The organism is Sabulibacter ruber (assembly GCF_017355955.1).
GTDB lineage: Bacteria > Bacteroidota > Bacteroidia > Cytophagales > Hymenobacteraceae > Nibribacter > Nibribacter ruber_A.
Genome location: NZ_JAFFID010000001.1, coordinates 1,806,497 through 1,820,640 on the forward strand (window position 1 = coordinate 1,806,497; position 14,144 = coordinate 1,820,640).

Genomic DNA, 14,144 nt, shown 5'->3' on the forward strand with positions numbered 1-14,144 from the left:
AGCTTTGTCCTGAACACATCGCGTTTTGGAGGTAGTTTTATGAAAACAGAAGCAAAATGGCAGGATCTTAAAAATACTAAGTGCACCAATTAGCCTAGCCAAAACCTACGGAAGCAATCCCAATTCTAACACACCATACTATTTATGTTAACATTCCCATTTTAGGAACAAATTCTAGATTTGACACAAAAACTACAATCCAACTAGCTTATGGGAGAGACGCCCATTAAGCGGCAAATATTTGTAAATCAACTAGCAAAAAAAGAGTGATACCTAAACGGGTTGTTTTTTTTATCCTTACTACAGCGCTATTCATACATTCATCAGGAGTAATCCTCGTTTAGGATTGCCCTCTGTTTTAGCACTGTTTTCCTGAAAACTCCTGTAAAACAGACATGACTTACATGAAATGATTTAGTTTCTCATGAAATCTATGCAAACCTGGCGCTATACTCTTCATTTTACATTAGTCTAAGGCTCTGTATTAATTTCTTATATTATAGGTCTTATTCATTATTAAGTAACCGCCTTTATAAGCGTAGTTGAATACAAGCACAATGAGATTATACTTATACATCAAATGAATTAGTACTGAAATAGAGCAAATTACCTTACACTCTTTTCTATCGGCATAATCATTGAAACACGTTGACTTAATGGTTAAGATCATCTCATGCCGACAAGTAGAGCGAAGCTCATGAAAGCAGTTATTGCCTCCCATCGCTTTCGTCAGTTTCACATCTAAAGTGCTTTGAGCTATGGAAGACATAGGAATAACCGATTATAAACTTTGACCCTTCAGCTATGACCGCTCCGCCTTTCTGGGTCAAGTGGATATTACCAAGGCTTTCTGCTGCACAAACGGTAAGGTATCTACTCTTTCTCAGCCTACTTTATCTTCTTTCTGCCTGCTCTCAGAAAAGTAAACCAGACAAGGTTCTGTTATTCTACAACCATTCTAAAGGAGAGCAACCCATTCAGGGTTACCTGGAAGAGATTCAGATACAAGCCGCCAAGCAACAAATCTTAGTTGATCTAACAGATAACGCATCTCATTTCAACCAACAAAATCTAGAACAGTACCAGGCGGTCATTTTCTTCAGAACCTCAGGCGAAAAACTTAACAAAGCCCAAAAAAGAAGTTTTGCTTCATTTATACAGGAAGGCGGTGGCTTTATTGGCATAGATGCCGCTTTAGAGAATCCGCAAGATTGGGAATGGTACGCCTACCTGTTGCAAACTGGGTTAAATAGCACCCTCAAAGCCATTCCAGTCGCTTCTGTCCTCCCCGACCAAGAAACAAACCCGGTACCGCTGCCTACCCGTTTCCAGTTTCAGGAAAGCCATATCTGCCTTTTACAAACCTCCTCTGAGCCAAGCCAAAACAAGTACTTTCCCTCGCAGATAACAGAGGCGATGCACTATGTTCTTGGCAACACAGGCAAAAACAAAGACCTACCGGTTAGCCACCTTCAGGAAAAAAGCCGATACCACGCCAATGTTTTGTTTGAGGATCTAAAAGACCCCATGGAGCTAAGCATTGCCCCTACCGGGGAGGTGTACATCATCCAACGGAAAGGGGCTTTACTTGTCTTTGATCCTAAAACTAATACCACTGAGAAGATAGGCACCGTTCCCGTTGATGCCTCAGACGCTGGCCATGGCCTCCATGGGATGGCACTTTCTCCGGATTTCACCCAAACCAGACACATCTTCCTTTTTCTAACCCCACCCAACAGCAATGGCTCACTAATGCAGGTATGCAGGTACACGCTAAAGGCGGGAAAACTGGATCTGCCCTCAAAGAAGGTATTGCTGGAGATACCTCTGGATGTAAATGGAAGCGGCCACTTAGGGGGATCGCTTTCCTTTGATGCCGAAGGGCTGTTATACATCTCTACCGGTGACAACTCCTATGCAAACTTCTCCAGCGGCTTCAGCCCGATGGATGAACGGCCTGGTCATGCCAGCAACGATGCCCAACGCTCAGCCGGTAACACCAATGACCTGAGAGGGAAAATTTTACGCATAAAGCCGCTGCCAAACGGTTCCTACTCCATTCCAGAGAGTAACCTATTTCCTAAGGATGGCTCACAAGGAAGACCCGAAATTTACGTGATGGGGTGCCGGAACCCTTTCAGAATAGCCGTAGACAAACCAACCGGAACTCTATACTGGGGCGAGGTAGGGCCTGATGCCGGCAAAGACAGCACGCGCGGCTCCCAGGGATATGACGAGATAAACCAGGTCAGGAAAGCGTGCAACAACGGATGGCCTTACTTCATAGGGAAGAATGCTCCTTATGCTGAGTATAATTTCGCCTCAGGCAAGATAGGAGCCTTGTTCAACCCCAATGCCCCCGTTAACAACTCACCCAATAATACTGGCGCCAAAAAGTTGCCCCCTGCCGCTCCTGCCTTTATTTACTATCCTTATACCCCCTCCAAAGAATTTCCAGAGCTAGGCGAAGGTGCTCGCTGCGCTTTAGGAGGCCCCGTCTATCACTACAATCCTCAATCTAAGTCCGCCATAAAATTCCCGGCTTACTATGATGACGTGCTGTTTATAGGCGATTGGTCCAGAAACTGGATCAAAGCGGTGTACATGGACCAGGACCTGAACTACCTGCGCACCGAGGCTTTTATGCCAAACCTTGCCCTCAACCACCCCATTGATTTTGAGTTCGGCCCAGACGGCGCTCTGTATGTCTTAGAATTTGGTGATCCGTGGGGCTATCTTCAGGAAAGAGGTAAACTGACCAGAATTGAGTATAATGTTGGGAACCGGCCTCCGGTAGCAGTTGCCTCGGCCTCCAAAACAACCGGGCAGGCCCCACTCAAGGTTCAGTTCTCAAGCAAAGGCACTTTTGATTACGATGAGGGAGACAAACTTACGTATGAGTGGACCTTGAACGGCAAACCATTTGGCGGTAACGCCCCCAACCCTGAATTTACTTTCCATAAACCCGGCCAGTTCCTGGCAGTGCTCTCAGTAACAGACAAAAGCGGCGCTACCACCCAGAGTTCTCTGAAAGTGACGGTAGGCAAAACCTTACCAGCTCTTAGAATTGCCTCTAACGCCAATCAATCCTTCTACTGGGACAATGAAGTATTCGGGTACCAGGTGCTGGTTTCAAACCAACAGCACCAACCAGATAAAGCGAATCTGAGAGTCACGTTAGACTACCTCCCGGAAGGGAAAGACTTACCAGGTTTGCCCCTGCAGAGCAAAGAAACCACCGCTTTGAAGGTGAACAAGGGAGAGCAACTTCTGCGCAAAAACGATTGCAAGTCTTGCCACATGAAAGACGAAGAAGGGTACGGCCCTGCCTTTTTAGCCGTGGCCAGCAAGTATAAGCCTACCACTAAAACTGTCTCGGAGCTGGCCAATAAAGTCATCAATGGCGGCGGCGGTGTGTGGGGAGAGCACTCCATGAACGCGCATCCGCAGCTTTCAAAAGAAGATGCCGACGCTTTAGTCCAGTATATTCTTTCCCTTTCCACCCCTGAACTTACTTCGCTTCCTTCTGAAGGGAATTTACTGCTAGACAAGCACCAAGGCAATGGCCCTACCGGGAAGTACATTTTAACTGCTTCCTATGCAGAGAATGGGGCTAACGGAGAAGAAGCCTTTACAACTTCCCGTAAGATAATCCTTCGGCATCCGCGCGTGGAATCCTATGATTTTGATGGGTACACCGATGTGTCGCAGGGCTCTTCTGGAAACAACCATTTTATAGAGAGTAAAGAACAAGGTGGGTACCTGGTGCTCAAGAATATAGATCTGCACCAAATAAGTCACCTAACCTTCAACTACTCGGCCTTAGAAAACGGTGGGCTCATTGAAGTGAGGGCCGGGTCTCCGGAGGGATTTCTAATTGGGCAGCTTAATTTTACCCCTACAGGCAGTTGGAAACAATGGCGTGAACAAAATGCATTGCTGAAGAACCCGGGAGGCAAACCCGATTTGTACCTCGTTTTCAAACGCAAGGCGTTACTGAAACCAAGTCAAGTCCGGTTGCGCTGGATAGAATTCCACCGGAAGAAACCAGTAGCTACCACCTCAAAATGGGTCACGGCCATCTCCTCCTGAAGTAATACAAGCCTGAGATAGCTCTACACCGCTGAGACACAAAAGCGCCCTCCCGTTTTAGCCTGGTTTCTATAAAACCAGCCCGAAAACAGAAGGGCGCTTCCTGAGGTTACAAATCCTAGAGTTGTCCTCTATAAGTCTATCTCAACCAATCAAAAGCCAATATTCTGTTTTTCACTCGTTTACTGAAAAACACATCCTAAACAGAAAACCAGAAGTTCACCTTGATCCCTATCCCATAAGCAAGTGTGCTTTATTGAGCAAGCTGGAAGAGGGACACTACGGTTTCCTTCTGATTGAATTTAGGACCCAAGTTTTCTCCAAAGGAAGAGAAAGAAGGCTCCAGCATTTTGCCGGGCACTAAGCTCTTTTCGAAATACCAGGCAGGCTGCCCAATAAACCCTCCGATGTTGTTCCTTACATGGGTATGATACAAGTACCATAACCGGTTATGGTTTTTGATCTCCCCAAAACCCGTAGAAAGTTTGCCGAGATACTCGGCATAGGAAGTTGAGTTGGTTTTCAGATCTTGGCCCTCTACGGCAGTGTACTTCAGGTTATAGGCCTCCTTGTAGTAAAGGTAGGCGTGCCACATATTCCAGTACACGTACACCGCATCGCCCTCTTTATAGTGCTCATTGATAAACAGCAGGGCCTCCCGGTTCGCCTCTTTCTTGTAGAAGTTCTCTGTGTTAAGCGCCTCTTTGATCGCATTCCAACCCGGTGCTGCCAAAAGCAACAAGCATAGAACTAACCTAACGGGTAGGTGCTTAGGCAAGAATTCCCATAAACTTTGCGCTCCGTAAGAAATAAACAGGATAAACATGGGTGCTAAAAACAAGACAAAGCGCTCATGAAAAGGGTAGAATTTCAACCCAGAAGCCAACAGTGTCAACAGAACGGGGAAAGCCAGCACCGAGAACTTCTTAAAGTTATTTTTAGCCATCAATACCACCCCTACCCCCATGAGCAGTAAAGGCAATAGCCTAAGCTGCACCAGTATAAAAGACAAGGCTCCGGTGAATCTTATCTTCTGGCCCAGAGGATGTTTGACCAAGGCATTGGTTTTATGAAAGAACCACTCAAAGTCCCCCACAGAAGTAGGAAGTAAAGGCATATAGGCGTGGTAGACTTTCTCGAAGAAGACGGTCAGCCAGCCAGAGTCCTGGTAGCGGCCCAGGTAGAGCAGGTAGACGGCCGCGAAGCTCGCCAGCCAGGGCAGGAAGGCCGGCGCGTAGCCCAGCGCCGCCCGCCAGCCCCCCTCCCGCAGCGCCCCCAGGCCCACCGCGCCGGCCACCCCGGCCAGCACGAACACCGACGAGTAGGAGAACCAGGGCAGCAGCGCCCCCCACAGGCCCCAGGCCCAGAGCGGGAGCCGCCCCCGCCGCTGGCGCGCGTACAGCCACAGGCCCAGCACCGAGGCCAGCAGCTCGGTGCTGTACTGCTTGGCCTCCACGGCGTGGTAGACCGCCGGCCCGGCCAGCGCCAGCAGCGCCAGGGCCAGCAGCGCCGCCCAGGGCCGCAGGAAGTGCCGGGCCACCGGCGCGAAGAGCCCCAGCGCCGCCACCCCGCACAGCAGCGGGAACAGGCGCAGGGCCAGCTCGCCCTTGCCCAGCAGCTCCACGGCCAGGCGCTCGGCCCACAGGAAGGCCAGCGGCGCCTTCTGCTCGTAGGCCAGCGGGCCGGCCGCCAGCTCCCCGAAGCCCATCCGCACCAGGCTCACGGCCAGGTAGAGCTCGTCGCGCCACAGCGAGCGGTTGTCCAACAGGTGGAACACCCGCAGCAGCGCCCCGGCCGCCAGCACCGCCCACGTGAGCGCCCGCAGCAGGCGCCCCGGACCGGCGGAAGCGGGCTCAACGGGAGAGACAGGAAGGACAGGATGCTCTGCTACCGCTGGTCCAGACTGGTAAATTGAAGCCATATCATACAAGATTATTGGGCTAGTTGAAACAAGGATACCACTGTATCGCCACCTTTATACCTTTCCCCTGCCCTTTGGCCCAGCCCAGAGAAAGTTTTCTCCAGGCCCTCCCCTACTACATAGTCTTTGTGGTGATACCAGGTAGGTTGATCCACGTAGTCTCCAATGTTTATCCGCAGGTAAGAATCATACAGGAACCACAACCGGTCCTTGTCCTTGATCTTCTGGATACCGGGGTCGAGATTCTTCAGGTACTCGGCGTGGTTTGCGGAAGAAGTCTTCAGATCCTGGCCCTCTATGGCGGTGTACTTCAGGTTATAGGCCTCCTTGTAGTAAAGGTAGGCGTGCCACATATTCCAGTATATGTACACCGCATCGCCCTCTTTATAGTGCTCATTGATGAACAGCAGACTCTCCCTGTTCTTTTGGTGGTTAAGAAAATGTTCCGGGTACAACACTTCCCGCGTGGCATTGTAGAGCAGAGGTGCCATCAGTAAGGCGACCAATACTGCCTTCACTGCTTTATTGCCAGAAAAGAAACCCACAATCTTCTGGGCGCTGTACCCGATAAATAGAATAAAAACAGGGGCAAGAAACAGCACCAGTCGCTCATAAAAGGGGTAAAACTTAAGGGCGGATGCCAACAGGGTCAAGAGAACGGGGAAAGCCAGTACCGAGAAATTCCGAAAGTTATTTTTGGCCATCAACAGCATGCCAGCCACTAAAAGAACCAACGGGAAAAGTCTCAACGCCACAAAAGCGGTCGGGGAAGCAACGGTGAATTTGAAGTATTGGCCTAAAGGATTTTTTGCCAGTTCGTTCGCCTTTTCAAATAACCATTGGGCAATCACCCCAGGGGAGAACGAAAGCGGGAGATAAGCCCGGCAGTACTTCTCGAAGAAGACGGTCAGCCAGCCGGAGTCCTGGTAGCGGCCCAGGTAGAGCAGGTAGACGGCCGCGAAGCTCGCCAGCCAGGGCAGGAAGGCCGGCGCGTAGCCCAGCGCCGCCCGCCAGCCCCCCTCCCGCAGCGCCCCCAGGCCCACCGCGCCGGCCACCCCGGCCAGCACGAACACCGACGAGTAGGAGAACCAGGGCAGCAGCGCCCCCCACAGGCCCCAGGCCCAGAGCGGGAGCCGCCCCCGCCGCTGGCGCGCGTACAGCCACAGGCCCAGCACCGAGGCCAGCAGCTCGGTGCTGTACTGCTTGGCCTCCACGGCGTGGTAGACCGCCGGCCCGGCCAGCGCCAGCAGCGCCAGGGCCAGCAGCGCCGCCCAGGGCCGCAGGAAGTGCCGGGCCACCGGCGCGAAGAGCCCCAGCGCCGCCACCCCGCACAGCAGCGGGAACAGGCGCAGGGCCAGCTCGCCCTTGCCCAGCAGCTCCACGGCCAGGCGCTCGGCCCACAGGAAGCCCAGCGGCGCCTTCTGCTCGTAGGCCAACGGGCCGGCCGCCAGCTCCCCGAAGCCCATCCGCACCAGGCTCACGGCCAGGTAGAGCTCGTCGCGCCACAGCGAGCGGTTGTCCACCAGGTGGAACACCCGCAGCAGCGCCCCGGCCGCCAGCACCGCCCACGTGAGCGCCCGCAGCAGGCGGCCCGGACCGGCGGAAGCGGGCTCAACAGGCGAGACAGGAAGGACAGGCAGTACAGGAGAAACTCTAAAGGCTAGCGACATTCAGGGGATATGATATGAGTGACAGGTTTTATTTCTGGTAATTGCCAGGAGACTCTTTGCTAACTTCAAAGAGAGCTACTCTCAATTCAGGAGTCTCAAACCCATCAACTTCATATCCCATCTCCGAAAATTTCTGATGTAACTTTTTACCTCCAAGTACTTCTTTAAAATACCAAGCCGGCCGATGGTCAAACTCTCCAATCTTTACCCCTCGGTTTTTACAATAGATAAGCCATACCCTCTTTGAATCCTTTAAGCCGGTAATCTCCGAGGTCAGTTTCTCAAAGTATTCAGAAGCATCTGCAGAACTAGCCCTGAAATCGCTTCCTTCTATGGCATTGAATTTTAGGTTGTAAGAAGTCTTATAGAACTTATAAGGCGTAAGCATGTTCCAATAGACATACACCTGATCACCTTCTTTATAGTGATCATTAATAAGCAGAAAAGCATCACGGCAATAGGCTCTCTTGTAACCACCAAAGAGCTCTGGCTGCAGTAATTGCTGGCCTGACACCAAGAAACAAGGCATTAAAAGCAACAGAGGTATGGTGAATGCCACCGCCGGGCTTATACGCTTTATGAACGCTCCTATCTGCTGACATCCTAAAGCAATGATCAGGATGAATAAGGGAGCGAGAAAAACAGTGAGGCGCTCGTACAAGGGATACAGCTCCAGGGCAGAAGCCACTACTGCCAGTAGGTAAGGCATAACCAAGGCCAACAGGAATTTTCGGTCTTTCCTGAAAAACCAGGCAAGTCCAACCAAAATGCAGCCGATGGCTAAAAACGCTCTCTTAAATAAAGCAAGAAGAAAAGCATTTTGCGTAACAACAGTATTTAAAGTAAGCCCTAACGGATACCTGATCAGCCTGTTTCCTGCTTTCCTGATGGGCCATAGCAAGTCTCGCAAGGACTCCGGAGGAAACGGCATGAAGCTGCTCCTTACTTTGAAATAATGGATGAGCCAGGCTGAGTCAATGTGTTTTTGGGTAAACAGGAAGTAATTCACTGCAAAACTCACCAACCAAATGCCAAATGGTAGGAGGTTCCTTACCATAGAGGACCATTCTTTCCTGCACAAATGATACCCTGTAACTCCGATTGCCATACCAGCCAAGACAAACACAGAGGCATAGGCAAACCAAAGCACCAGTCCTCCCCAGATACCCCATAGGGTCAGAGAGCTTAACGACTTGGTTTTGTGGTAGCGGGTGTAAAGGTACAGGCAGGTAATGGAGGCGAGCACCTCAGTACTGTATTGTTTGATTTCAACCCCATGGTACACCAAAGGCGGGGCAAGCGCCAATATGCCCATCGCAATGGCTACCCCATAAGGTTTCAAGAAGTATGAGCAGACCTTCCTAAACAGAAACAAAGACGCAATTCCGCATAGGAAGGGGAAAAACCTGAGTGCCAACTCACTCTTCCCAAATACCATCACAGCAAGTTTACAGAACAGGAGGAACCCTAAAGGGGCCTTTTGCTCATATTCCAGTTCTGTGAAAAGCAGATCGCTCAGGTCTTTGTTAATAAGACTGGAAGCCAGGTAGATTTCATCTAGCCAAAGAGATCTGTTATCAAGGTAGTGGAACACCCTGAGGAACACCCCAGCCAAAAGAAAAGCCCAGACCATTGTCTTCCACCCGAGACCGAACCCCACTTTTGCGGAAGCACTTGGAAGATTTTCGTACACTAGCACAGGGGCACTCTCTACTTTTAACGGCATGGCTTTACAGATGCTATTCTACATTAGTATGATAGAGGTCTGCGCGCCTCTACATATAAACCTTGAAGTGTGGCAAACAGTAGTAGAAATGCTCAAGCAAAGCCATCATCTAATAAGGGTTCTTGATGAGCTTATCTTGAGCAACTAAATAAACTGCAAAAACAATACCATAATATTACAGTTTAAAGATTAATTAATACAATTTGTGAATAAAATTGTATCAGGTAGGAAAATGATCAACTCTTACATACTTAATATACTTAGATAAGACACTGATTATCAAATCACAATAATACCTGCTCCGCAAGACAAGCGATAAAAATGATTTTGCCACTCTCATGATACGGAAGCGGCTTGAAAAAACTAGCCTACTTTTTGTTAAAAAATATCTTACTAAAACAACAACATTAAACTTTAGAGAAAAAGATGGCTCAAGAGAAGCAGTTAGATTGGACCAAGATTAAGGCTGTAATTTTTGATGTGGACGGCACACTTTATACTCAGTCCAGAATGAGAAAGAGGATGCTTTTTGCGTTGATCAGCTATTATGCATGGAGACCCTGGCGGTTAAAAGACTTTTTGATTTTATACCACTTCAGGGTTGAACGGGAAAAAAAAGCAGGGTATTCGGCCGGTAATCTGGAAAACGCCCAATATGAATGGTGCGCTGAGAAAGGCAACTTTCATATACCCAGAATCAGGAAAGTTGTGGAACACTGGATGTTTACGTTTCCTAACCAATTTCTCAAAAACTGCATGTATCCGGGAGTTAAAACGTTTTTTGAGTCTTTAGAAAAAAACGGTCTAAAAACGGGAATATACTCTGATTATAAAGCAGTTGACAAGTTAAAAGCCATGGAATTAGATGCCGATTTGATCGTGTGTTCCACAGACAAGGAAGTAGACAAATTGAAACCTAACCCCGATGGCTTATTCTATATAGCGGAAAAATTGGGGCTGTCTACGGATGAATGCCTTTTCATTGGTGATAGGTTGGAATTAGACGGAGAATGCGCCGAAAGAGCCAACATGCCTTACCTTATTCTGGAGAAAAAGCCCTTCAAGGAATTTGACTTCTACGCCAAGCTAACCCAGCAACTTATACAAGCCAAACAAGGGAACAAAGCGAAAAAAGCCTCCTTAGAAATCAACTCCTTATAAAAACAGTTGCTCTCCGCAGCAGCAACAACAAGGAAAGCATTGCTTGCCTCTAGCCTCATCTTGCAAACCCCCAGGGTTCCAATAAGAAGATCTATACTTTACTCAGCCTTGGGTTCTTCGCTCTATTACCAGAAGTTTGCCTGGGATAGATGCCGTCCAGAATGGGAGAAAGTATTTCATTTTGGGAAATTGAGGCCAACTTGTTTATTCTCTTTTTGAGATTTTCTTATCCAAAATGGGAAACATAGTAAGTTTCCCACCTTCAACTACCATCAAAGTATATAAAATCTAAGCATATTCCTACTTATCAATCGGCTATGTGCCGTTAAATAATCTTTTTTAAATATTTTACATAACCTTGGCATGATTTTGAACATAATATTATAACTATCAAAGATTAATTATTCTTTTTCTATTAAATCACAGCTAACCATTGCCTCTGTAGGCAAAACAATCTAAAAAGATAAACTACTACCGTATGAACCCTACCGTTACTGTACCAGATTCGTCTAATGCAGAAGTTGTTCTCCGTCCTGCTGGCTTAAAAGAGTATATCGCCATTGCCCGGCCAGACCATTGGTTCAAAAACATTTTTATGTTGCCGGGTATGCTCTTCGCCTTCCTGGTGTATGATACCACCCTGGACTTCAATCTTCTGTTAAGAATTGTAGTGGGTATTGTGAGCACCTGCTTGATTGCCTCTGCCAATTACACTATCAACGAGTACTTAGACGCCGAATTTGACCGGTTCCACCCTGAGAAAAAGAAAAGGTCAGCAGTTGTAACGGTGTTGAGCCCTGGGTATGTGTACTCAGAGTACTTCGCGCTGGCCATTATTGGCCTGGCACTGGCTTATTATATTTCACTTCCGTTCATGGCCATTGAAGGCTTTCTGCTTTTCATGGGCATCATGTACAATGTAAGACCCTTCCGCACAAAAGAGCGGGTTTACCTGGATGTTCTCTCTGAATCTGTGAACAACCCTATCAGACTAGCACTAGGCTGGTTCATTTTTGTGCCGGCAGCCCTGCTTCCTGAAAGCTTCCTCAACCCAGCCTGGGCGTTGATTCCCCCAAGCAGCATCATTGTAGCATATTGGATGGGCGGCGCCTTCCTGATGGCCACCAAACGCTTTGCCGAGTACCGTTACATCAACAACCCAGAACTGGCCGGGTTGTACCGTAAATCTTTCAAGCGGTATACAGAAAACAGCCTGTTGATTTCAATGTTCTTTTATGCCATCACGTCGGCATTCTTCCTGGGCATTTTCCTGATCAAAAACAAGATAGAACTCCTTATAAGCTTCCCGTTCTTCGCCCTGATGTTTGCCTGGTATCTTCAGATTGGTCTGCGCAAAGACTCGGTGGTGCAAGGTCCGGAAAAGCTGCACAAAGAGACGGGATTCATGCTTTATGTAGTTCTTTTCACCCTCCTGTTGATGGGCTTGGTCTACATAGACATTCCGGCTTTAAACTGGTTCCTGAAGCAATCTTTCTAATACAATCCTTTTTTGACCCTCCTTCTTAAAGAGTAGACAATAACATTTTCTGTCAATGAAACATACGTCATATGACTTGGTGGTAGTAGGCACTGGGTTTGCATCAACGTTTTTTCTCTATAAATACCTGAGCAAAGCACCAGCCTCCGCAAAGGTGCTGGTACTGGAAAAAGGGCATTTCTTTCCTCATGCTGAGCGGGTAAAAGAAAGAAGAGGAGAAGAAACGCCTTATGCCAAATTAAACCCAGATGCCCAGGAAACATATGACAACCACAATCCAAAGAAGAGGTGGATGTTCACGCAAGGCTTTGGGGGAAGTTCCAACTGCTGGTATGGCTGCACTCCCCGGTTCATGCCTGCTGATTTTAAGATGAAATCGCTCTACGGCGTTGTGAATGACTGGCCCCTGCAATATGACGAACTTGATCCGTACTACACTCAGGTAGAGGAACTCATGTCTATTTCGGGGCCCGAAATCACGCCGTTCCCTAAAAAGTCTTCTTACCCGTTGCCGCCACACCTGTTTACCACGGTAGATAAGATTCTGCACAAGGAGTATGGCAACCTGTACATTAACCAGCCTACCGCCAGAGCCAGAGTTGCCGTAAACGGTAGAAATGCCTGCTGCGCCAGTGCCGTCTGCCACGTGTGCCCTGTGAATGCCAAGTTCACCATTGAAAACTCCAACATGGGGGTTTACCAGGACCCACGCGTAGAACTTCTTTATGGAGCACAGGTCTACAGCCTTGATCTGGAGCAGAACGTAGCACGTAAAGTCAACTTTATCAAAGATGGCAAGGAGCATCATGTTGCCGGAGAGATAATAGCACTGGGCACCAATGCCATGTTCAATGCCAATATCCTCCTAAACTCTGGAGACAAAAACCCATTCACAGGGAAAGGCCTAGGAGAACAGTTAGCGCTGGAGGCATCTGTTTACCTGGATAATCTGGAAAATGTGGGAGGCAGTACCTGGGTGAACGCTAACGGCTACATGTTGTACGACGGAGACCACCGGAAGGACTTTGCCGCCTGCCTCATGGAATCCAACAATGCCCCATACATCAGAATGGAACGAGGTAAATGGCGGCATCTCATCAACTTCCGGATGATCTTTGAAGAATTACCCGAAGACCACAACTACGTTACAACCTCCCCGGACAGATTGAGGCCGGCCGTTCACCACAAAGGTCCTTCAGAGTACGCCTTGAAAGGCATTGAGAATATGAAGAAGAAGCTGCCTGGTATTCTGTCTTGCTTACCTGTAGAGAAAATTGAATACTCTTCTTTGATAGAATCGGAGGCGCATATTCTGGGCACCACCCGCATGAGCGGCAACGCCAATGAAGGGGTGGTAGACAAACATTTGAGGCATCACCAATACCGTAATTTGTTTGTGCTGGGCAGTGGCAGTTTTACCACGTTCACTCCCGCCAACCCTACCCTGACGTTATCTGCCTTGTCACTGCACGCCGCCGATAAAGCCTTTGGTAGCCTCTCATAGAAAGCTGTTGGATAACTCCTTTATACATGTTTAGAAACACGAACGAGATTAGAATCAATTAGGAATACAGGTATGAATAGAAGGTATTTTTTAAGATTAACTGGCCTGGCCGGAGCAGCAACCATTGCCCTCCCCAGTTTAGGATATATCTCTACTTCTCTAAAGGATGCAGCCGTAGGAGTCATCATGAATGAACTGAGCTACCTTAAACTGGACAAACCGGGAGTAGAGCAATTTGTAGACGATTACCTCAGAGGGCATTATATAACCACCAGCATGAAGGCGAAATTTAATTTAATGTCTTGCTACTATTTAGGGGTAAATGCCACTAAGTCACTCACCATCACGAAGCTAGTACAAACCTACCTGGTCTCCACTGACTTCTTCCTGAATAAAATGGATGAGAGCAAAACCGTGAAGTACATCAATAGAAACATGCCGTACAAGATGCCCTGTTACAACCCATTCTCCTTCCTGTACTATCCGTCTGCCTCATCTTAAGTCTGTTCTGCCCTATTCATTTCCCTGTTTCACGCCTGTTTTTCTTAAAACAAGCTAAAATCAAAGTCTAA

General features: G+C 48.3%; 8 protein-coding genes and 1 pseudogene. 6 read left to right on the plus strand and 3 right to left on the minus strand.

What is annotated here, in order from left to right:
- Positions 1-804: 804 nt before the first annotated feature.
- Together JT719_RS25625 and JT719_RS07355 are read left to right on the plus strand one after the other, a co-directional pair.
- Positions 805-1,230 (plus strand): annotated as a pseudogene (locus tag JT719_RS25625) (ThuA domain-containing protein); the annotation flags it as partial.
- A gap of 186 nt (positions 1,231-1,416) precedes the next feature.
- Positions 1,417-4,092: a PQQ-dependent sugar dehydrogenase gene (locus tag JT719_RS07355; RefSeq protein WP_242693096.1), complete on the plus strand. Its 2,676-nt coding sequence runs from the start codon at positions 1,417-1,419 to the stop codon at positions 4,090-4,092.
- A gap of 253 nt (positions 4,093-4,345) precedes the next feature.
- Here JT719_RS07355 and JT719_RS07360 read toward each other — a convergent pair whose 3' ends face one another.
- Genes JT719_RS07360 through JT719_RS07370 form a run of 3 tightly spaced genes read right to left on the minus strand, consistent with a single transcriptional unit; the run spans position 4,346 to position 9,409 of the window.
- Positions 4,346-6,013: a hypothetical protein gene (locus JT719_RS07360; RefSeq protein ID WP_207432111.1), complete on the minus strand. Its 1,668-nt coding sequence runs from the start codon at positions 6,011-6,013 to the stop codon at positions 4,346-4,348.
- 11 nt (positions 6,014-6,024) lie between these two features.
- The gene (locus JT719_RS07365; protein WP_207432113.1) at positions 6,025-7,683 is read right to left on the minus strand and encodes a hypothetical protein; all 1,659 of its coding nucleotides are present in this window, start codon (positions 7,681-7,683) and stop codon (positions 6,025-6,027) included.
- Between the two features lie 28 nt (positions 7,684-7,711).
- Positions 7,712-9,409 (minus strand): glycosyltransferase family 39 protein, encoded by a 1,698-nt coding sequence (locus tag JT719_RS07370; RefSeq protein WP_207432115.1) that lies wholly within the window; start codon positions 9,407-9,409, stop codon positions 7,712-7,714.
- A 426-nt stretch (positions 9,410-9,835) separates the two neighbouring features.
- Here JT719_RS07370 and JT719_RS07375 point away from each other — a divergent pair, with 426 nt between their 5' ends.
- The 4 genes from JT719_RS07375 to JT719_RS07395 all read left to right on the plus strand — a co-directional run bounded on the left by JT719_RS07375 (position 9,836) and on the right by JT719_RS07395 (position 14,073).
- On the plus strand, positions 9,836-10,570 hold the full coding sequence (locus JT719_RS07375; RefSeq protein WP_207432117.1) for an HAD family hydrolase: 735 nt from the start codon (positions 9,836-9,838) through the stop codon (positions 10,568-10,570).
- Positions 10,571-11,048: 478 nt separating this feature from the next.
- Positions 11,049-12,068, plus strand: coding sequence for a UbiA prenyltransferase family protein (locus JT719_RS07385; RefSeq protein ID WP_207432119.1), 1,020 nt, complete (start codon positions 11,049-11,051; stop codon positions 12,066-12,068).
- Between the two features lie 55 nt (positions 12,069-12,123).
- Positions 12,124-13,572: a GMC oxidoreductase gene (locus tag JT719_RS07390; protein ID WP_207432121.1), complete on the plus strand. Its 1,449-nt coding sequence runs from the start codon at positions 12,124-12,126 to the stop codon at positions 13,570-13,572.
- A 72-nt stretch (positions 13,573-13,644) separates the two neighbouring features.
- A complete protein-coding gene (locus tag JT719_RS07395) occupies positions 13,645-14,073 on the plus strand; it encodes a hypothetical protein (RefSeq protein WP_207432123.1) in 429 nt (142 codons plus the stop codon).
- Positions 14,074-14,144: the final 71 nt, after the last annotated feature.